This is a genomic window from Streptomyces sp. NPDC020299 (assembly GCF_044387825.1).
Classification (GTDB): Bacteria; Actinomycetota; Actinomycetes; order Streptomycetales; family Streptomycetaceae; genus Streptomyces.
The window spans coordinates 170,970-190,180 of record NZ_JBIRWL010000020.1 but is presented as its reverse complement, the minus strand read 5'-3'; the positions used below and the strand labels follow the sequence as shown (position 1 = coordinate 190,180).

The window sequence follows — 19,211 nt, the reverse complement described above, 5'->3', positions numbered from 1 at the left end:
TTTAGGTGCACCTAAACGGAATCGGGGTAGCTGTGGCTGGACAGATTCACAAGCCGGGGCGGCTGCTGGACCGCGATCACGAGTGGGCCCTCCTTAACGAGTTTCTCGCCGATCCAGCCACCGAGCTGCGGCTGGCCATCGTGTCGGGGCGTCGGAGAAACGGGAAGTCGTTCCTGCTGGAGGCACTCGCGGAAGCGGTGGGCGGGCTGTACCTGACCGCCGTGCAGGAGGAGGGCCGGGTGCCGGCGCTGCGCCGGTTCACCGAGGCGATCGCCGCGCACGCGGGTGTGCGGCCCGGGGCGATGCGGCTGGAGGACTGGCGGGATGTGCTCACCGCCGCTCTGGAGGTGGTGAACCGGACCTCGGGGGTGCCGCTGATCGTCATCGACGAGCTGCCGTACCTGCTGCAGCACTCACCGGAGATCCCCGGGTTTCTGCAGCTGCTGTACGACCAGTCGCAGTCCGGCAAGGCACCCGGCGGCCGGATCGTGCTGTGCGGCTCGGCGATGAGCGTGATGTCCGAATTGCTGTCCGGGACCAAGCCGCTACGGGGCCGGGCCGTACTGGACCTGCGCCTGCCGGCCTTCGACTACCGCACCGCCCGCACCCACTGGGGGATCGCAGACCCGGCAGTGGCACTGCAGGTCGACTCCGTGCTGGGCGGCGCCCCCGGCTACCGGCCACTGGCCGCCGGACAACCCCCGCAGAGTGAGGCCGAGTTCGCCCCCTGGGTGGAACGCACCCTGCTGGACCCGGGACGGGCCCTCTACTCCCGGGTGGAGGCGGAGTTCCTGCTGCGCGAGGACCCGCGGATCACCCACCGCACCCTGTACTACGACGTATTGTCCGCGGTCGCCCGGGGCGCCTCGACCCCGGCGAAGGTCGGCTCGATGCTGGAACGGTCCCGCTCCGCCATGGTCGCCCCGCTGGAGGTGCTCGAGTCCACCGGCTACGTCCGCAAGGAACAGGACCTGCTCAAGGCGCGGCACCCGGTCATCAGCGTGGCGGACCCGGTGATCCGCTTCAATCAGCTGATCACACTGCCCATGGTGGACATGGTGGAACGGCGGCGCGGCGCCCAGGTGTGGCAGTCTTCCCGGCCGACGTACCACTCGAAGATCCTCGGCCCGCATTTCGAGGAGACTGCCCGCGAATGGGTCCGCTCCTTCGCCATCGACGAGACAGGGCTGTCACTCGGCGCGGTGGGCACGGCGGAGATCGCCGATCCGGCGGCACGGACCAAGCACGAGGTCGACCTGCTCGCCCTGGCCCCCGGCGAACGCCCCCAGAACCCGCGAGCCGCCATCGCCCTGATCGGTGAAGCCAAGGCCACCGTCCAGCCCCGAGGGCTCAAGGACCTCGAGCGCCTCGAGCACATCCGAACCCTGCTCGCCGGCCAGGGGCACCGGTCCGATGAAGCGACGCTCGCCCTGTTCTCCCTGCACGGCTTCCACCCCGATGTCATCGACGCCGCCGGACACCGTCGCGATGTCCTCCTGGTCGACATCAGCGCGCTGTACGGCGACGGACCTGTCCGCGGCCTGACATGACATGCCCCAAGGTCACGTGACTCACCGGGCGCCCTGGTGCTGACCTCGCCGGCCGGGGCGGTATCGACTTGACTACCGGTAGAAGACAGCCACGCCGCCGTGATGTGAGCAGGCCCCCTGATGGTGTGCGGCGTACGAGTACGTACCGTCGTTGCACAGAGCCGTCGCTCCGCCGCCCGCAGAGCTGGAGCCGCCCGACGAGCTGGATCCGCCGCTGGACGACGAACCACCAGACGTCGAACTGCCGCCCGTTCCCGAACCCGCGGCAGCGGCGTGCGCGGTGACGGTCACCTTCACCTTGACCTTGACCGTCTTCGTCACCGTCGGCGCCGGCTTGGGCTTCGCGGTCTCCGTCGCCGTGGCTGTGGCTGTGACCGTAGCCGTGGCCCTCGGTTGCGCCTTGTCGTTAGCCACCGACTTTGTCGCGTTCGGGTTCTGGCCGTCGGCGCCGGCGCTGCCCACACCGATGATGAACGCGAGGCCCAGAGCGGGCAGCACGAATCGCTTACGGGCCCACTTGGGAGCGCGGCGGACGGGCGGCGGTCCAGGCGGAGGCTGGAACGGCGGCGGTTGAGGCTGGTAGTGGCTCATGGGTCCCCCCTACTTAAGTACGTGAGGGGTGAAACTACCTGCGCCAGTGCGCCAGATGTGAGGGATTGATGAAGAAAGTGATTCAGTTGTGACGTCGCGCCTCGCAACTCCCCCGCAGGTGGTCATCCGCACGCTCGATCCGCCACCGGGTGGAACACATCTGCCGATCATTGCCTATCGCTCACTCCCGAGCGGTCGCGCGGCTTCATCCACAGGCTGGCGAAGGAACTGTGAGGCACTCCATGGACACCCCGACACCTGGCGGAAGTCGTCCCACTCCGGACCCGGCGACGGCGACTCATGCGTGGAGATCGCCAACCGCCGTGCGCACATAGCCATCCGCGACTCCAAAGGCCCGGCCGCTGGCATCCTCACCTTCCCGGCCGGGTCCTTCACTCCCTTCATCGGAACCCTGAAGGACCGCTCCGCCCTCACCGACTTCGCCAGGTTCCGCGGCTGATCCACTTCGTTCACCCGAGCCATAGCCGGCTCACACGCGAACACCTCAAGCGGCACTGTCGTCACCAGCCGTTGGAATCACACCCGCTCGTCGCACTCGACTCTCCGTTGCCGCAGCAGCGGCTTTGACGACGCGGTACGGGCGCCTGGTCCTCTCGTCACCCCGGGGTGGGGAGGGTAAGACGAAGAACACCACTGCTGCTCGTCGTCACCACCCTCGCCGACCGCCAGCGCGTCGAGCCGTATCCGCCCGACGGCAAGACGGTCTCGGCTGAATGCGCCTGCGAAGCCTCGGCCTTGACGTGCGCGACGGACGAACCCGCGTGACAGAGGGTGGTGTCACCCCGCATCCGACCATTCCTCCGGGAGTTCCGGCGGGCCTGGAGCCGCTTGCCTCTCCGCTCGCCGGGCGTTCTCGCCCCGCAGTGTCGTCAGCCACGGCCAGAGGTCCGGCAGCGGTTGCCCCGAGCAGGCCAGTCGATGCTCGACACGGCACCGCTGATGCGGATCCGGCGGACACACCCCGTACACGGTTACGCATCCGTCGGACAGCACGATCCACCGATACTCCGCCGGCACCGTATGGGCCAGCGGAGTCATGTCCGGCTCCAAGAGCACCCAGTCCTGCTCGAGAGTCAGCACCCGATCCTGCAACAGCCCGCAATAAGGGCAGCGCAACTGCCCAACGTCCAATCGATGCGGCTCCTGTTCGAAAACCCCCATACCGTGAGAGTCGACAGCTCAGCCGCGTATGCGTAGACCGCGAACCGGACGGGACGCCTGAGGCGGCTGTTCGCCGGTGAAACGGGACGCGACGCGGCAGGTGCAACCAAACAACCAACAGCCGCCGGCACGCGGCTGAGAGATGACGAAGCACGGGCCCGCGCGGGCTGGGGCTGCTGTGCCTTTGTGCGTGATCACTCGTAGAGACGGGGGCGGGTGAAACCCGAGGGCAGTGGGCCGCTCCGGCGGCGCGCACCCCGCACCACCTTGTACTACCGTGTACTACATGGAGACGACCGCCCGCGAATTCAACCAGAACGCCTCGAAGATCCTCGCTGCCGCAGAACGCGGCGAGCGCGTCACGGTGACCAAGAACGGGCGGCCCGTCGCCATACTCTCTCCGGTGGCCGACGCGGACGTCCCCGTTTCCGCGTATCCGACCGATCCCATGGGTGAGGACGACGAGGCTCCGGTGTTCCGCAGCGGGGCACCCGTGGACTGGTCGGCGGGGCGCGGCCACTACCTGGAGGGGTTCGGAGCGTGACGGTACTGATCGCCGGCACGTCGGGTCTGTTCGCGTACTACGACGGAACAGACCCAGAGCACAAGGAGTGCCGCGCGGCGGTGTCCTCCGCTGCCCACCTGGTGGTGACGCCCCTGGTGCTGGCCGAGCTCGACCATCTGCTGACCACGAGGATCGGCCCCGACGCCGCGCACGGGGCGCTGGCCCACATCCGTGACCGCGTCGCCATACGACGGTACGCGGTGCCCGAGATCGAGCCGCACCTGTCGACCGCGCTGGTCACGATGCGCCGTTACCCACAGATCGGTCTGACGGACACCATGAACGTCGTCATGGCGGCCGAGTACCGCACGGACGCCGTTCTGACTCTGGACCGGCGCCACTTCCGGGCCGTACGGCCACTGACCGGGCACACCGCCTTCCGTCTGTGGCCCGCCGACCGATGATCGCCGCCCGCCCTGGAGGGGGCACCACCGGATGTGGTCGGTGACCTACCGGCCGTAGGCCCGGGTGAGGTCGGTCATGGTCTCACCCACCCGGTCGGTCTCCCCGTAGAGGCGGACGGAGGCCGGTTGTTCCGCGGCCTGTTCCGTCGTCCGGGCGCGGCGCCCGGCAGGCCGTGTACCGCCGGTTCTCGCAGTGGCTTGCGCACGGGCCGCTGCCGCGCTTGCCACTGCCGCTCTGCTTCGCACTACGAAGTATCGTATAACGTAGTAGCCGCAAGCGATGAAGGAGGTGCCTGATGCCCCGTCAACGGGACCGTGTCGGATGGGCCGAACCCGCGCTGTTGATCCTGGCCAGCCTGGCCGACGGGCCCAAGCACGGCTACGCGATCACCAAGGACGTCGAGGAACAGACGTCCATCAAGCTGGGGCCGGGCACGTTGTATGCCGCCATCGCGCGGCTGGAGGAACGTGGGCTGGTCGCGCCGCTGGACGAGGACGAGCGGCGGCGGCCCTACTGCCTCACGGCGGAAGGTCAGACCGTGCTCGACGACAAACTCCGGGCGATGGCCCGCTTCGCACGCACCGGGTTGACCCGGCTGGGGGTGGCAAACGCGTGATCAACATGGCGGGCCGGTTGGCCTTGCGGGCGTATCCTCCCTCGTTCCGGGAGCGCTACGGTGGCGAGCTTGAAGCACTCGTCGAGGACACCGGCGGTGGCCCTGGCGTCGTCGCGGACCTGCTTGTCGGTGCGCTGAAGGCATGGCTTCGCCCGGTGATGCCCGACGGGTCCGCCGAAGGGCGCCGTCGCCGTATGCAGGCGAGCGTCGCCACCACCTGGGTCACCTGGTGCGCCGCGCTGTACACCCTGCCGATACTGCACTTCATCCTGTCCGAGGAACCCTGGCCGACTCCGGGCCTGGTGGGCGGACTGGTCGACGTCGCGCAGTTCGCCATGTACGGCGCCGGGCTCGTCCTGCTGGTCGGCGCCCTCGCTCTCCTCGCGGACACCTCCAGGACCGGCAGCTGGGACGCGTGGCGCCCGCTGGTGGTTCTCATTCCGACGCTGCCCACATGGGTGATCGCGCCGTTGCTGCTGATGTTCGCCTCCATCGACCCGTTCTCCTATTGGGTCGGGGCCCTGGCGGTGCTCGGGCCGGCAGCATCCCTCGTTACCGTGGCGGTGACGCCCGCCGTCGTCGTCACCCGGTGCCAGCCATCTGCCAAGGTCCTGCGGCTACTTGCCCTGTCCGGGGTTGCGGTGGCGCTCGCCGTGACGATGACAGGCGTCGCCTGCGTCGCGGTCGTCACAGGGGTGATCATGAATACCGGGGACGCGGCCCATCTGGTCACGATGCCCATGCTCGCCGTGGCCGTCGCCATTTCTGCGGCAGCCGTGGTCAGTTCGGGGCGCGGAGCCAGGGCAGCGCTCCACAGGGAGCATCCGGTGGATCTTGGCGTTGACGTGTGAGTGGCGTGGCTGTGGCCGGTTCGGAGTCTGTGAGTGAGTGGCTGTTGTGGGGGCGAGCTACCGCCGGACGGAACCAGCGGTAGCGTGCGGGGCATGAGCGAGGCTGCCCGCACGGACTCGATCACGATGCTTCAGCTTCAGGAGGTCGCTGAAGCCGCCCGCGCTCGGAGTGGCCCCTCCGGGCTGTCTGCCTGTGTGGCCGCCCCCGTCGCGCGGCAGATCGAGCGCGACAATCTCACCGAGCTCATCCAGGCCGCGGAGGCAGAACACGGCCGCATCACCGAGGATGAGGTGCAGGCCCTGCGCGATCAGCTCAGGCATACGAGAGCGGCCCACCTCCCGAACACACGGTGAGCCGCTCTCGGTCCCTCAGGCGGGGCCAGGATCGAAGATCTCGTGTCCGCCTACCCTGCGCCAGATGACGTGCGGCTCGCCTGGACGGAGTTCATCCCCGTACTGCCAGGTGGCGCGTCCGTCGGGCGCCCAGGTCATTTCCATGAGGGGACGCTCGCCGTCAGGGAGTCTGACTCCCTGGACCGGCTTGACCCGGAGGCCGGGCCGAAACTGCCCAGTGGTCACGTCCGGTACGAACTTGTCCCGGACGGCGTCCTCGAACCGCTCCCGCTCCTGGGGAAGGAGCTTCTTGAAGTCGCGGTCGAAGCGGGCAGTCGTCGCGAAAGTCGGCAATAGGGCCTCCAGGCGAGTGGGGGTCAGTTCTCCTTGCTGAGGTGCGCGAACATGCTGTCCGCGTCCTCGTGGCGGGTCGTGCGCCCAGCCGCGATGTCCTCGCTGGCTTCGCGCTCACCGGCCTGCCACCGCTCCGTCCAGAACCATGCCTGGTCGGTGCGGATCTTCCTCAGCCCGTGAACCTCGACAACTCCGGCGTCGTTGATCTCGAACTCAAGCTCGTCACCTGGGGAGACCCCCAGCGCCTCGCGTACGCCCGCGGGCAGCGTCAGCTGCCCCTTGTCGCGCACGGTGGCCTGGAACGTAGCCGCAGCCATGGATGACCTCCACTCTCATCTTCCATGTCTCTTTCGCTACTCAGGCTACCCACGATCTAGCTAAATTGCGACTCTCCAACATTCCGACTTTCTCACAGTCTACCATCGGCGCTAGTAGGAGGGGGCATGTCCGACTCCAGCCCCACACATCACCCAGAGGGCGCCGCTCCACTCGGCGCGGCACATGCCGACGAGGCCGTCGTCCGGCTGGACGCGGCCCGCGCCTGTCACTGGCCCACTGACCCCGATGGGGCGGCTACCGGAGTTACGCGGAGCGCTTTCGGGAGGTGGCTTTCTTGGTTGTGGTCTTCTTGGCCGCGGTTTTCTTGTCGGCCGACTTCGCCGTCGTCGTCTTCTCCGCGGTCGACTTGTGGGCGGGCCGCGCCGTCTTCTTCGCCGTGGTCTTTCTGGCGGTGGATGTCGACTTCTTGCCGCCGGCCGCCTTGGGGGAGCCTGCCGCGGCCGGTGCCTCGCCTCGGGATTCCTTCGCGGCGCGGACGCTGTTCTCCAGGGCGGCCATCAGGTCGAGTACCTTGCCGCCCGTCGGGGCGGAGGGGGCCTCCGGTGGGGTCTCGCCGGCCGCCTTGGCCGCGATCACCTCCTCCAGGGCTTCGCGGTACTCGTCGTGGAGGTCCTGTAGGTCCACCTCGCCCAGGGTGTCCATCAGAGCGTCCGCCAGGTCCAGTTCCTTGTCTCGGACCGTGACGTCGACGTCGGGGGCCACGCCCTCCGGGGCACGGACCTCGTCCGGCCAGAGCAGGCCGTGCATGGCGATGGCTGCGCCCACTACGCGCAGCATGCCCAGGCGCTCGCGGCCACGTAGGGCGTACTTGGCGATGGCCACCTTATGGCTGCGCTTCAGGGCCTCGCGCAGGAGTGTGTACGGCTTGGCCGCCGGGGCGCCGCTCGCGGCGAGGTAGTACGCGGCGTCCATCTGGAGCGGGTCGATGCTCTCGGCCGGGACGAAGGCGACGATCTCGATCGTCTTCGCGGTGGGGATGGGCAGGTGGGAGAGGTCCTCGTCGCTGATCGGGATGATCGTGCCGTCCGCGTCCTCGTAGCCCTTGCCGATCTCGGCCTGGCTGACCTCACGCTCCTCCAGCTCGCACACCTTGCGGTAGCGGATGCGGCCGCCGTCCTCGGTGTGGATCTGGCGGAAGGAGATGGCGTGGCTCTCGGTGGCGTTCACCAGCTTGATCGGGATGCTGACGAGACCGAAGGAGATGGCGCCGTTCCAGATGGATCTCACGGGCAGCACCTTTTCGCCGTTTCATCATGGATTAGGACGTTGTGCGTGGGATTGTCATCTTATGACGCCTGTCACAGAGGTGGAGGGGCGGAGAGTCGCGCTCAGCAACCTGGAGAAGGTGCTGTATCCGGCGACCGGCTTCACCAAGGCCGAGCTGTTGCACTACTACGCGATCACGGCCGAAGCCTTGCTCCCTCATCTCCGTGATCGTCCGGTCTCCTTCCTGCGGTACCCGGACGGGCCGGACGGGCAGGTCTTCTTCACCAAGAACGTTCCGCCCGGTACGCCCGACTGGGTCACCACCGCCGAGGTGCCGCGCTCGGAGGGGCCGGCTCGGATGGTGCTGGTGCAGGATCTGGCCTCGTTGATGTGGGCCGCGAATCTCGTTGCGGAGTTTCATACACATCAGTGGCTGATCCAGGATCCGGGTGAAGCGGATCGGCTCGTTTTCGATCTTGATCCTGGGCCACCGGCGGGGGTGTTGCAGTGTTGCGAGGTCGCCTTGTGGTTGCGGGAGCGGCTGGCTGTGGATGGGGTCGAGGTGTTTGTGAAGACCTCCGGGTCCAAGGGGTTGCATCTGCTTGCCCCGGTGCGGGGGGCTTCCTCCGAGCGGGTGTCCGAGTACGCCAAGGGGCTGGCTGTGGAGGCTGAGCGGGCCATGCCTCGGCTGGTGGTGCATCGGATGACGCGGAGTCTGCGGGCCGGGAAGGTGTTCGTGGACTGGAGTCAGAATGCGGCGCGGAAGACTACCGCCACGGCTTACACCGTGCGGGCGCGGGCGGAGCCGTTCGTTTCGGTGCCGGTCACGTGGGAGGAGGTCGGTGCGTGCCGGTCTGCCGAGCAGCTCGTCTTCCGGGCCGGGGACGTCGCGCCGAGGTTGCAGGATTACGGGGATCTGCTGGCGCCGCTGCTGGAGGCCGGGCGGGCGGCCGTCTTGCCGCCTTGAGGGTTTTCGCCCCCGCCGCCCCTACCCTTCCCGTCCCTGGGGGCTGCCGCCCCCAGACCCCCGCTTCGGCCCTGAACGGGCCTCGTCCTCAAACGCCGGACGGGCTGTAATTTTTAGGCCTTCCCCCACGCCCCCCGATCCCGCGCCATCGCATGCAACGCCTCCACATCCGCCGGCTTCAGCACGCCCCCCAGCCGCGCCAGCCCCTCGATCTCGCTATCCCGCAGGACCCGGATCTCGCGCACCGGCACCGGTATCGACACCTCCGTCGGCTCGACCAGGGCCAGCACGGGCCGGACCTCCGCGGTCAGGGCGTGGGACGCTCGGTCGGCGTCCGCGCGGAGGCGGCGTAGCAGTGGGAGCGGCTCGCGGCGGCCGAGGGCGACCATCGGGTCGGTCACGGTGACGCGGTGGCGGCGGGCGTAGAGGGTGTGTACGGCGAAGAGGCCGCCGGGGCCGATGGCCAGGTGGTGGATTCGGTCGCCGCCGGGGAGCGGTACGGAGTGCAGGGTGTGCCAGCCGGCGGTGTCCAGGTGGTCCAGGGCCTCGCCTACCGCCTGCTCGGCCGTGAGGGCTCGGCGGCGGGGGTCGGGGCGGAGTCGGTGGGGTGGGGACGGGTCGCGGTCGAGGGCGACGAGGAGGGCCTCACCGGGGCGGTTGGGGGCCAGGTCGTCGTCGGGGTGGAGGGCGAGGCGGGCCAGTTCGGCGGGGGTCGGGACGGGGGGTGGGCCCACCGTGACGGGGCCGGTGAGGAAGGGGCCGAGGGCTTGGAGTACGTCGTCCCTGCGGTCCTCGCTCAGGAGGTTGACCCGGGCCGACTCACGGTCGTACCAGGCGACGTTGCCGCCGTCCCTTCCGCAGACGTACAGCCGTTCCTGACCGTGCCGCCAGGTCGGCACGACGCGTAGTCCGCTCATGCGCCATCACCCCTCGACCATGGGAACAGGCGGGGTGGTCCAGGGGCAAGCGCTCCGGGGTCTTTGACGGGGGTGGGGGCGACGGAAATGGCCGAAGGGTGGAGGTGCGGGGGCGGGGGCCGGGTGGCGGAGTGATCGTTTCTCCGGGCGAATAGGGTGTACTGCGCCGCCGCGCGGCCGTACCACCGAACGAATTCAGCCACCGTACGTACTCCCTGCCGGCGAACGCAGCCCCCAAGTAGTCCCCGTAGTCACCAAGTAGTCCCCGTAGTCCCCAAGTAGTCCCCAATAACTGAACGAAACCAGCCCCAGGAGCATCGTGCCCCGCACCCGCCCGACCCGCAGCGCCCTCGTCGCCGGGGTCGTCGTCCTCGTGGCGGTGACCGTGGCCGGGTGCGGTGACACGGGTGGGCTGCGCGGGGCCGGGGCGACCCCGACCGCTATCAGTCCCGCCAAGCTCTGGCCCGATCTGCGCCCGGCGTCCAGCCCGGCCTGGCCGTACGACGAGGCGAGCACGGAGACCGTGAAGGGCATAGCCGTGCCGGGCGACGACATCCACAAGGTGGACCCGGTCGCCGTCGTGCGCGCGGAGATGGCGGCGCATCCGGACGACTACGGCGGCCAGGGCGCGTATCACGCCACGGTGGCCCGGATGGACGACTGCGAGGCGGGGGGCGACTCGCGGCGGTGTCCGCTGCTGAGGGCCTACTACCGCGATCTGACCGGGGACGGGCGCGACGACATGACGCTCGGGTTCCGGCTGTATCCGACCAATCAGACGGCCGTGCGGGTGTACACCGTCCAGCACCACAAGCTGGTGCAGGTGCTGGACGACAACGACGCGATCGTCGGGGTGGAGCTGGCCGGGCGGGCCGTGATCGTCCGGTCCCCCGCCGGGATCAGCGGGTACGAGTACCGCACCACCTGGGCCTGGGATCCGGAGCAGCGGGCGATGGTCTTCTCCCGCGACGAGTTCCTGCGCACCGGCAAGCACACCGGTGGCATGCACAAGCACGCCACCCGCACGCCGTCGGCCGGACCCACCCCCGCCTTCTCCCCCTCGGCGAGCACCCGATGAGGCTCGTGCTCCCCCAGTGGGCCGGCGCGCTCGCGGTGAAGGCCGCCGTCTTCATCACGGTGATGTGCTGTTCGCTGGCCGCGCTGCTCGGTGTGCTGGTGCATGTCTCCGTGACCGATCAGACCGTGGGCCAGGCCCGTGACCAGGCGCTGGGGCGGCTGACCGACGCGACCAGGGCCTTCCAGGCGGGTGACGGCCTGTTGCCGGGCGCCGGGGTGGATCCCGAGGGGCTTCCCGCGCCGCTGCGGGCGCTGGCGGTGGCCGGGCAGCGCGGCACGATGGTCGCCACGCACCGCGGGCACCCCACGATGTGGGCGGCGGGCCCCGCCGACGGTGGCCGGGCGCTCGCGGTGGAGGTCGACTACGCGCAGCAGGCGGGCACCATAGCGGGGCTGGACCGGGCGATCCTGTGGTCGTCGGTGCTGGCCATCGGGGCGACGCTGCTGGTCGGGGCGTTCGCGGTGACCCGGGTGACGCGGCGGCTGCACGGGACGGCGCGGGTGGCCCGGCGGATCAGCGCGGGCGATCTGGACGCACGCGTGGGCGACCCCCGTACGCGGGATCGGAGCCGACCGCAGGACGAGGTGGCCGCGGTCGCGGCGGCGCTGGACTCCATGGCGTCGTCGCTGCAGAGCAAGCTGCTGAGCGAGCAGCGGTTCACCGCGGACGTGGCACACGAGCTGCGCACCCCGCTGACCGGGCTGCACGCGGCGGCCGAGCTGCTGCCGCCGGGGCGGCCGACCGAACTGGTGCGCGACCGGGTGGCGGCGCTGCTCACCCTCACCGAGGACCTGCTGGAGATCTCCCGGCTGGACGCCGGCCGGGAGCGGCTGGAGCTGGACACCGAGGAGCTGGGCGCGCTGGCCGAACGGGTGGTGGGGGCGTCGGGCACGGACACCGAGGTGCGGGCCGTGCGGGAGGTGCGGGTGGAGACCGACCGGCGGCGGCTGGAGCGGGTGCTGGGCAATCTCGTCGCCAACGCGCACAAGCACGGGCGGGCACCGGTGGAAATGAGGGTGGAGCCGGCGGCGGACGGGGCCGTCGTCACCGTACGGGACCATGGGGACGGCTATCCGGAGTACCTGGTACGGCACGGCCCGCAGCGCTTCCGTACCGAAGGCGGGGCGAAGGGGCACGGGCTCGGGCTGACCATCGCGGTGGGCCAGGCGGAGGTGCTGGGCGCCCGGCTGACCTTCGCCAACGCGCTGGACGGCGGGGCGGTGGCGACCCTGGCCCTGCCCCAGGCCCACACCCCGTACGACGTCCAGTACGACATTCAGCACGACATCCAGGCCCCGCAAGCTGACACCCCGACAGCGAGCGAGGGACAAACACGACATACGTGATCCCATATGGGTAAGTTCCGGGCATGACCAAGGCCGGATCCACCGTGGCAGCGGCGCAGACCCCCGCACCCGCCGTACACCTCAACCGGCGCCGTGGCATCGAACTCGCCCTGATCCTGCTGGCCGTCCTGCTCTCCGTGTACGGCTACTGCGCCGTCGGCCTGGCCAGATACGGCACCGTCCCGCCCGGTGCCGCCGGGTACGGCGCCGGGCTCGGTGTGCTCGCCCTGGTCGCGCATGTCGCCGTCCGGGTGCGCGCGCCCGGCGCCGATCCGCTGCCGTTACCGATCGGGGTGCTGCTCAACGGCCTCGGCCTGGTCCTGATCTACCGGCTCGACCTGGAGACGCCGGGCGACCTGGCCGCGCCCGCCCAGCTCGTGTGGTCCACGCTGGGGGTGGGCCTCTTCATCGTGGTCGTCCTGCTGCTGCGCGACCACCGGGTGCTCCAGCGCTACTCCTACGTGTGCGTGGCCGCGGCCCTCGTCCTGCTCGCGCTGCCGATCCTCTTCCCGGCCGTCAACGGCGCCCGGATCTGGATCCGGATCGCCGGATTCTCCATCCAGCCGGGCGAGTTCGCGAAGGTGCTGCTGGCGGTGTTCTTCGCCGCGTATCTGGCGGCCAACCGCACCGCGCTCGCCTACAGCGGGCGCCGGGTCTGGTGGATCATGCTGCCCACCGGGCGGGTCCTCGGGCCGATCGTCGCGATCTGGCTGCTGAGCGTCGGTGTCCTGGTCCTGGAGCGCGACCTCGGTACCTCGCTGCTGTTCTTCGGCCTGTTCGTGGTGCTGCTGTACGTGTCGACCGGCCGCACCGGCTGGATCGCGGTCGGGCTGGTGCTCGCGGTGCTCGGCGCGGTCGCGGTGGGCTGGCTGGAGCCGCATGTGCACGGCCGGGTCGAGGACTGGCTGCACCCGTTCGCCACGATCGACGCGGGCGAGGGTCCCAATCAGCTCGCGCAGTCCCTGTTCGCGTTCGCGGCGGGCGGTGTCCTCGGCACCGGGCTGGGGCTCGGCCATTCCATTCTGATCGGCTTCGCCGTCAAGTCGGACTTCATCCTGGCGACGGCCGGCGAGGAGCTGGGGCTGGCCGGGCTGTCGGCGGTCTTCCTGCTGTACGCCCTGCTCGTGGAGCGCGGCTACCGGGCGGGCCTGGCGCTGCGCGACCCCTTCGGCAGCCTCCTCGCGGTGGGGCTCGCCTCGATCCTCGCGCTCCAGGTGTTCGTGATCGCGGGCGGGGTGACCGGTCTGATCCCGCTGACCGGCATGGCGATGCCGTTCCTGGCGCAGGGCGGTTCGTCCGTCGTCACCAACTGGGCGATCGTCGCCCTGCTGATCCGGCTGAGCGACTCGGCCCGCCGGCAGGACGACGGGCAGTACGACGGGCGGGAGGCCCTGTGACGAAGTACATCCGGTACGCCGCCTTCTTCTGCGTGCTGCTGCTGGCGTCCCTGCTGGTGAACGCGGCCCGCGTCCAGGTCGTCCAGGCCGGCTCCTACGACCACAACCCGGCCAACCGCCGCCCCACGATCGCCCGTTACCACCAGCCCCGCGGGAACATCCTGGTCGGCGACGAGCCGGTCACCGGCTCCCGGGACAGCGGGGAGCAGCTGCGCTACGAACGCGCCTATCCGAACGGCCCGTTGTACGCCCCGGTCACCGGCTTCTCCTCGCAGAAGTACGGGACGACGCTGCTGGAGCACAGCCAGGACTCCGTGCTGTCCGGCACGGACCCGATGCTGTCGCCGCTGCCGCTGTGGAACGGCGCCACTCGGTCCCGGAACCCCGGCGGGAACGTGGTGACGACCCTGGACCGGAACGCGCAGGAGGCGGCGTACGAGGGGCTGGGCGCCCGGAAAGGCGCGGTGGCCGCGATCGAGCCGGCCACCGGCCGGATCCTGGCCCTGGTGTCCACCCCGTCGTACGACCCGTCCGAGCTGTCCGGGAACGGCGAGGCGGTGACCTCGGCCTGGGCGCGGCTCAACGACGACCCGGAGAAGCCGATGCTCAACCGGGCGGTGCGGCAGACGTATCCGCCGGGGTCCACCTTCAAGGTGGTGACCGCGGCGGCGGCTCTGGACGCGCGTGTGGTCCGGAACCTGGACAAGCGGACGCGTTCCCCCGATCCGTACACGCTGCCCGGCACCAGGACCAGGCTGACGAACGAGTCCGACGGCTGCGCGGACGCCTCGGTGCGGATGGCCTTCGAGAGGTCGTGCAACACGGTGTTCGCCAAGCTGGGCGTGGACACGGGCGCCGAGCACATGCTGGCCACGGCGCAGGCCTTCGGCTTCAACGACCGGGGCCTGCGGATTCCCTTCCCGGCCGCGCCGAGCACCTTCGACCCGGGCGTGGACCGGGCGCAGCTGGCGCTGTCCTCGATCGGGCAGTACAACACCCGGGCCACGCCGCTGCAGATGGCGATGGTCGCGGCTGCGGTCGCGAACGGGGGGCAGTCGCGGCCGCCGTATCTGGTGGAGCGGGCCACCCGCGCGAGTGGGGAGATCGTGGCGGAGTACGGTCCCCGTCCGGCGCGGCAGGTGATGCGGCCGTCCACGGCCGCGCGCATGCGGGAGCTGATGACCGATGCGGTGCGGGAGGGTACGGGCCGCAACGCCGCGATCCGCGGTGCCACGGTCGGCGGCAAGACCGGCACCGCCCAGCACGGCGTCGGCAACGCCGGTGTGCCGTACGCCTGGTTCGTCTCCTGGGCGCAGGCCGACGACGACCTGGAGCCGAAGGTGGCGGTCGCGGTGGTCGTGGAGGACGCGTCGGCGGACCGCGGCGACATCAGCGGCGGCGGGGATGCGGCGCCGATCGCGAAGGCGGTGATGGAGGCGGTTCTGGGGTTGTGAGAGTCGTTCACTCCGGCGGAGGCGCGACCGACGGTCGGCGGTTGATCGCGGTGAGGTCGATGGTGAGGGGGAACGGAACGGTCAGCTTCAGTCGGTCATGGTGAATGCCGGTGCTGACGTACGTGTTCGTGGACGGATCCAGCTCGTAGGTGAAGACGACCGGAAGGCCGTTGCCGTCCTCCTCCACACGCCAGAAGTACGGAATCCCCGCCGCGGCGTACTTTCGCGGCTTGGCCTCTCGGTCGCGTTCCTCCGAGTCTTCGGAGACGACTTCGACGGCGAGGACGACGGAATCGGAGTGGTGCCAGGTCTGGTGCGGGCCTGTGTCGGCTTCCGCGCGATACACCAGCACGTCAGGCTCCGGCCGGTTGCGCCTGTCGAGCTTGACGCTGAACTCTCGGTCGACGTCGTACGCTTCAGGCGCCTGGCTGAGCAGGGCGTACTCCAGAAGTCGGATAGTACGCAGGTGGAAGCGGGTCTGCGGACTCACGAAGACGAGGCTCCCGTCGATCAGCTCCGTGTGCGGAGGAAGGTTCGGGAGCCGATCCAGGTCGTCAGCCGTCCAGCCGCCCTCCGGCGGACGAGGCCACTCGTAATCCTCGTCCAGCCCGTAGTCACGCGCGGCGCTCATGATTACTCCCATGGGGCGGAGTCTGCCTGGTACGGCCAGCCTACCCAGAGGAATATGCCGATTCGCCCGTCGATCGAGTGATCAACCGCCCAGACGTTGACCCGCCTCGATCGCCTCCGTCACCTCCGCCACCCGCTCCCCCTCCTCCGCCGCGAAGCGCTCCGCGTCCAGTTTCTCGGCGATCTCCTCGTCCTGGGCCATCAGCAGGTCGAGGTTGGAGTCGCCCATCTCGAACACGCCCATGTCGACGTAGGCCTCCTGGAGGCGTTTGCCCCACAGGCCGATGTCCTTGACGCAGGGGACGATGCGGCTGAAGAGGAGCTTGCGGAAGAGCTGGAGGAACTCGGAGCGTTCGCTCAGTTCCTCCGCCTCGGCCTTCGGGATGCCGAAGTTCTCCAGCACCTCCACGCCGCGGAGGCGGTCCCGCATCAGGTAGCAGCCCTCGATGACGAACTCCTCGCGCTCGCGCAGTTCGGCGTCCGTGAGCTGCTTGTAGTAGTCGCGCAGGGCCATCCGTCCGAAGGCGACGTGCCGGGCCTCGTCCTGCATGACGTAGGCGAGGATCTGCTTGGGCAGCGGCTTGTCGGTGGTGTCGCGGATCATGCCGAAGGCGGCGAGGGCCAGGCCCTCGATGAGTACCTGCATGCCGAGGTAGGGCATGTCCCAGCGGCTGTCGCGGAGGGTGTCGCCGAGCAGCGACTGGAGGTTGTCGTTGATCGGGTAGAGCATCCCGATCTTCTCGTGCAGGAAGCGGCCGTAGATCTCGGCGTGCCGGGCCTCGTCCATGGTCTGGGTGGCGGAGTAGAACTTGGCATCCAGGTCGGGGACGGACTCCACGATCCGTGCCGCGCAGATCATCGCGCCCTGCTCGCCGTGCAGGAACTGGCTGAACTGCCAGGAGGCGTAGTGCTGCCGCAGCTCGCCCCTGTCCCGCTCGGTCATCTTCGCCCAGTGCGGGGTGCCGTAGAGGGTCATCGCCTCGTCGGGGGTGCCGAGCGGGTCGTACGGATCGACCTCCAGGTCCCAGTCGATGCGCCGCTGCCCGTCCCACTGCTTGTCCTTGCCCTTCTGGTACAGGGCGAGCAGGCGGTCGCGGCCGTCGTCGTACTCCCAGCCGAAGCGGGCCGCGCCGCTGGCCGGCACCTGCCAGTGGGGGTCGCCGGGGTCCTTGGCGTACAGGTCGTAGGTCGGCATACCTCGCAGGCTCACACGTAGACGCCGAGTCAACAAGTGGTGTGCAGGGGATTGACGCCCTTGCTGACAAGCAGTCTCATAAGAGCGCTAGGGCAAGGATGTTTTTCACTCCGGGCAACGAGGTGGGACAGCGATGACGACCGTGACGGAAGCCGACGCGCTCGCGGGACTGCGCGACGCGCTCGGCCTGCTCAAGGACCGGGAGCAGGTGGCCGAGCGGCTGCTCGTCTCTTCCGCCAAGCACTCCTTCGACCCGGACGAGGAGCTGGACTGGGACGCGCCCTTCGAGGAGGGCAAGTGGTTCTGGCCGCCGGAGCTGGTGTCGCTGTACGGCACCCCGATGTGGCGGCGGATGAGCGAGGAGCAGCGGATCCTGCTGTCGCAGCACGAGGCGGCGGCGCTGGCCTCGCTGGGCATCTGGTTCGAGATCATCCTGATGCAGCTGCTGGTCCGGCACATCTACGACAAGGCGGCGACGAGCGCGCACGTCCGGTACGCGCTGACGGAGATCGAGGACGAGTGCCGGCACTCGAAGATGTTCGCCCGGCTCATAGCGCGGGGGGACGCGCCCTGGTACCCGGTGAGCCGGGCCCACCAGAACCTGGGCCGCCTGTTCAAGACGATCTCCACCACGCCCGGCTCCTTCACGGCGACGCTGCTCGGTGAGGAGGTCCTGGACTGGATGCAGCGGCTGACGTTCCCCGACGAGCGGGTGCAGCCCCTGATCCGGGGCGTGACCCGCATCCACGTCGTGGAGGAGGCCCGCCACGTCCGCTACGCCCGCGAGGAGCTGCGCCGCCAGATGGTGACCGCGCCGCGCTGGTCCCAGGAGTTCACCCGGGTCACCTCCGGCGAGTTCGCCCGCGTCTTCTCGGTCGCCTTCGTGAACCCGGACGTGTACACCAACGTCGGCCTGGACAAGCGCGAGGCGATGGCCCAGGTGAAGGCCAGCGCTCATCGCCGCGAGGTCATGCAGACGGGCGCGAAGCGTCTGACCGACTTCTTGGACGACATCGGGGTGCTGCGGGGTGTCGGCCGGCGGCTGTGGAGGTCGTCGGGGCTGTTGGCGTAGGTGAGCGTGCCCGCCTGGGGGCGCGGGGGGCTGCGCGACCAGCCGCGACGAATCCGCGGCCGTCGGCGTTCCCGCACGCCGACGGCGATTACGCTGCGGAGCATGACCCCGCAGGCCCCCACCCCCGCCTACCGCCGGCTCAGCGTCGAGGAGCGCCGCAGTCAGCTGCTCGAGGCCGCGCTGGGCCTCTTCGCGCACCGCGTCCCCGAGGACGTCTCCCTGGACGACGTGGCGGAGGCGGCGGGGGTCTCGCGCCCGCTGGTGTACCGGTACTTCCCGGGCGGCAAGCAGCAGCTGTACGAGGCCGCCCTGCGCTCCGCCGCCGACGAGCTGGAACAGTGCTTCGACGAGCCCCACGACGGCCCCCCGCTCCCCCGCCTGGCCCGCGCCCTCGACCGTTACCTCGCCTTCGTCGACGAGCACGACGCCGGCTTCAGCGCCCTCCTCCAGGGCGGCAGCGTCGTCGAGACCTCCCGGACCACCGCCATTGTCGACGGAGTGCGCCGGGCCGCCGCCGAGCACATCCTCAGCCACCTCGGCGTCACGGAACCGGGCCCGCGGCTGCGCATGACGGTCCGGATGTGGATCACGGCCGTGGAGGCGGCCTCCCTCATCTGGCTCGACGAGGACAAGCAGCCCCCCGCCGACGAGCTCCGCGACTGGCTGGTGGAGCAGTTCGTGGCCGTGCTGACGGTGACCGCGGGCCGCGATCCGCAGACGGCGGCGCTGGTCACCGGCCTGACCGAGGATGGCTGACACTGGTCCTGTGAAGAGTCAGGACACCCCTTTCGAGGGCGGCCCCATGGACGGGCGCGTGCTCCCCGTGCTGCTGGGCATGACCGGCCACCCCCCGAAGACCTACCGCATCCCGGTCCCGGACCCGCACGGCGGCCCGCCCACGGTCCTCGTCTACCGCCGCGTGCCCCGGGCGCAGAGCAAGCGCACGGGGATGGTGCGGGGATGGAAGTACCAGTACGACCCGGAGCCCGGCACGGGCGGCAGGCTCGCCTGGCCCTGGTCCAAGCCACACAGCACGCCGGCCGGCAAGCCGGACGACACCGACGGGTGACATCGTTGCGCCGAACGGCGCAGACCTCACCACCGGCGCGCGCACTCGCCCCTCATGCTCGCGGTGCGGAAATACGAAAGGCGGATGGTCCGCC

Annotated in this window: 23 protein-coding genes; 15 read left to right on the top strand and 8 right to left on the bottom strand. The window is 69.9% G+C overall.

Annotated features, from left to right (window positions below; translation table 11 throughout):
• The first annotated feature begins 32 nt into the window (after nt 1-32).
• Entirely contained in the window at nt 33-1,550 is a 1,518-nt protein-coding gene (locus ACH45E_RS38035) for an ATP-binding protein (protein ID WP_361450237.1), read from the top strand.
• A gap of 72 nt (nt 1,551-1,622) precedes the next feature.
• Here ACH45E_RS38035 and ACH45E_RS38030 read toward each other — a convergent pair whose 3' ends face one another.
• A complete protein-coding gene (locus ACH45E_RS38030) occupies nt 1,623-2,141 on the bottom strand; it encodes a flagellar motor protein MotB (protein WP_399042395.1) in 519 nt (172 codons plus the stop codon).
• Between the two features lie 88 nt (nt 2,142-2,229).
• Between ACH45E_RS38030 and ACH45E_RS38025 the strand changes: the two genes are divergently transcribed.
• Nucleotides 2,230-2,601 carry a DUF397 domain-containing protein gene (locus ACH45E_RS38025; RefSeq protein ID WP_361450231.1) on the top strand — a complete coding sequence of 124 codons (372 nt, stop codon included), beginning with the start codon at nt 2,230-2,232 and terminating at the stop codon, nt 2,599-2,601.
• 338 nt (nt 2,602-2,939) lie between these two features.
• On the opposite strand, the gene ACH45E_RS38020 is transcribed toward ACH45E_RS38025, so the two are convergent.
• On the bottom strand, nt 2,940-3,323 hold the full coding sequence (locus ACH45E_RS38020; RefSeq protein ID WP_361450228.1) for a DUF6083 domain-containing protein: 384 nt from the start codon (nt 3,321-3,323) through the stop codon (nt 2,940-2,942).
• A 286-nt stretch (nt 3,324-3,609) separates the two neighbouring features.
• Here ACH45E_RS38020 and ACH45E_RS38015 point away from each other — a divergent pair, with 286 nt between their 5' ends.
• From ACH45E_RS38015 to ACH45E_RS37995, 5 genes are all read left to right on the top strand, one after another.
• Nucleotides 3,610-3,867: a type II toxin-antitoxin system prevent-host-death family antitoxin gene (locus ACH45E_RS38015; protein WP_361450225.1), complete on the top strand. Its 258-nt coding sequence runs from the start codon at nt 3,610-3,612 to the stop codon at nt 3,865-3,867.
• Nucleotides 3,864-4,292, top strand: coding sequence for a PIN domain-containing protein (locus tag ACH45E_RS38010; protein ID WP_361450222.1), 429 nt, complete (start codon nt 3,864-3,866; stop codon nt 4,290-4,292). Before ACH45E_RS38015 ends, ACH45E_RS38010 begins: the two co-directional genes overlap by 4 nt.
• 296 nt (nt 4,293-4,588) lie before the next feature.
• A complete protein-coding gene (locus tag ACH45E_RS38005) occupies nt 4,589-4,909 on the top strand; it encodes a PadR family transcriptional regulator (protein WP_361450220.1) in 321 nt (106 codons plus the stop codon).
• Nucleotides 4,906-5,760 (top strand): hypothetical protein, encoded by an 855-nt coding sequence (locus ACH45E_RS38000; protein WP_361450217.1) that lies wholly within the window; start codon nt 4,906-4,908, stop codon nt 5,758-5,760. Before ACH45E_RS38005 ends, ACH45E_RS38000 begins: the two co-directional genes overlap by 4 nt.
• Before the next feature lie 93 nt (nt 5,761-5,853).
• Complete coding sequence (locus tag ACH45E_RS37995; protein ID WP_361450214.1) at nt 5,854-6,114, top strand: CopG family transcriptional regulator; 261 nt, start codon at nt 5,854-5,856, stop codon at nt 6,112-6,114.
• 15 nt (nt 6,115-6,129) lie between these two features.
• Here the strand turns inward: ACH45E_RS37995 and ACH45E_RS37990 are convergent, their stop codons facing one another.
• The 3 genes from ACH45E_RS37990 to ACH45E_RS37980 all read right to left on the bottom strand — a co-directional run bounded on the left by ACH45E_RS37990 (nt 6,130) and on the right by ACH45E_RS37980 (nt 8,022).
• Nucleotides 6,130-6,447 (bottom strand): hypothetical protein, encoded by a 318-nt coding sequence (locus ACH45E_RS37990; protein ID WP_361450211.1) that lies wholly within the window; start codon nt 6,445-6,447, stop codon nt 6,130-6,132.
• A gap of 23 nt (nt 6,448-6,470) precedes the next feature.
• Entirely contained in the window at nt 6,471-6,764 is a 294-nt protein-coding gene (locus ACH45E_RS37985) for an AbrB/MazE/SpoVT family DNA-binding domain-containing protein (protein WP_361450208.1), read from the bottom strand.
• Nucleotides 6,765-7,029: 265 nt separating this feature from the next.
• Nucleotides 7,030-8,022: a Ku protein gene (locus ACH45E_RS37980; protein ID WP_361450205.1), complete on the bottom strand. Its 993-nt coding sequence runs from the start codon at nt 8,020-8,022 to the stop codon at nt 7,030-7,032.
• Between the two features lie 52 nt (nt 8,023-8,074).
• Here ACH45E_RS37980 and ligD point away from each other — a divergent pair, with 52 nt between their 5' ends.
• Entirely contained in the window at nt 8,075-8,959 is an 885-nt protein-coding gene (gene ligD, locus ACH45E_RS37975) for a non-homologous end-joining DNA ligase (protein WP_361450202.1), read from the top strand.
• Nucleotides 8,960-9,072: 113 nt separating this feature from the next.
• Here the strand turns inward: ligD and ACH45E_RS37970 are convergent, their stop codons facing one another.
• Nucleotides 9,073-9,876 (bottom strand): nuclease-related domain-containing protein, encoded by an 804-nt coding sequence (locus ACH45E_RS37970; protein ID WP_361450199.1) that lies wholly within the window; start codon nt 9,874-9,876, stop codon nt 9,073-9,075.
• A 316-nt stretch (nt 9,877-10,192) separates the two neighbouring features.
• On the opposite strand from ACH45E_RS37970, the gene ACH45E_RS37965 reads away from it, so the two are divergent.
• The 4 genes from ACH45E_RS37965 to ACH45E_RS37950 are packed head-to-tail and all read left to right on the top strand — an operon-like array spanning nt 10,193 to nt 15,151.
• The gene (locus tag ACH45E_RS37965) at nt 10,193-10,954 is read left to right on the top strand and encodes a hypothetical protein (protein WP_361450276.1); all 762 of its coding nucleotides are present in this window, start codon (nt 10,193-10,195) and stop codon (nt 10,952-10,954) included.
• Nucleotides 10,951-12,300 (top strand): HAMP domain-containing sensor histidine kinase, encoded by a 1,350-nt coding sequence (locus ACH45E_RS37960; protein ID WP_361450196.1) that lies wholly within the window; start codon nt 10,951-10,953, stop codon nt 12,298-12,300. Before ACH45E_RS37965 ends, ACH45E_RS37960 begins: the two co-directional genes overlap by 4 nt.
• Nucleotides 12,301-12,323: 23 nt before the next feature.
• Entirely contained in the window at nt 12,324-13,697 is a 1,374-nt protein-coding gene (locus ACH45E_RS37955; protein ID WP_361450193.1) for an FtsW/RodA/SpoVE family cell cycle protein, read from the top strand.
• Nucleotides 13,694-15,151: a penicillin-binding transpeptidase domain-containing protein gene (locus tag ACH45E_RS37950; RefSeq protein WP_361450190.1), complete on the top strand. Its 1,458-nt coding sequence runs from the start codon at nt 13,694-13,696 to the stop codon at nt 15,149-15,151. Before ACH45E_RS37955 ends, ACH45E_RS37950 begins: the two co-directional genes overlap by 4 nt.
• A gap of 7 nt (nt 15,152-15,158) precedes the next feature.
• Here the strand turns inward: ACH45E_RS37950 and ACH45E_RS37945 are convergent, their stop codons facing one another.
• The gene (locus ACH45E_RS37945; protein ID WP_361450187.1) at nt 15,159-15,782 is read right to left on the bottom strand and encodes a Uma2 family endonuclease; all 624 of its coding nucleotides are present in this window, start codon (nt 15,780-15,782) and stop codon (nt 15,159-15,161) included.
• A gap of 81 nt (nt 15,783-15,863) precedes the next feature.
• Entirely contained in the window at nt 15,864-16,976 is a 1,113-nt protein-coding gene (locus ACH45E_RS37940; RefSeq protein ID WP_361450184.1) for a ferritin-like domain-containing protein, read from the bottom strand.
• A 133-nt stretch (nt 16,977-17,109) separates the two neighbouring features.
• Here ACH45E_RS37940 and ACH45E_RS37935 point away from each other — a divergent pair, with 133 nt between their 5' ends.
• From ACH45E_RS37935 to ACH45E_RS37925, 3 genes are all read left to right on the top strand, one after another.
• The gene (locus ACH45E_RS37935) at nt 17,110-18,048 is read left to right on the top strand and encodes a diiron oxygenase (RefSeq protein WP_361450181.1); all 939 of its coding nucleotides are present in this window, start codon (nt 17,110-17,112) and stop codon (nt 18,046-18,048) included.
• Between the two features lie 102 nt (nt 18,049-18,150).
• On the top strand, nt 18,151-18,804 hold the full coding sequence (locus tag ACH45E_RS37930; RefSeq protein ID WP_361450178.1) for a TetR/AcrR family transcriptional regulator: 654 nt from the start codon (nt 18,151-18,153) through the stop codon (nt 18,802-18,804).
• Nucleotides 18,797-19,117: a hypothetical protein gene (locus tag ACH45E_RS37925; RefSeq protein ID WP_361450175.1), complete on the top strand. Its 321-nt coding sequence runs from the start codon at nt 18,797-18,799 to the stop codon at nt 19,115-19,117. Before ACH45E_RS37930 ends, ACH45E_RS37925 begins: the two co-directional genes overlap by 8 nt.
• Nucleotides 19,118-19,211: the final 94 nt, after the last annotated feature.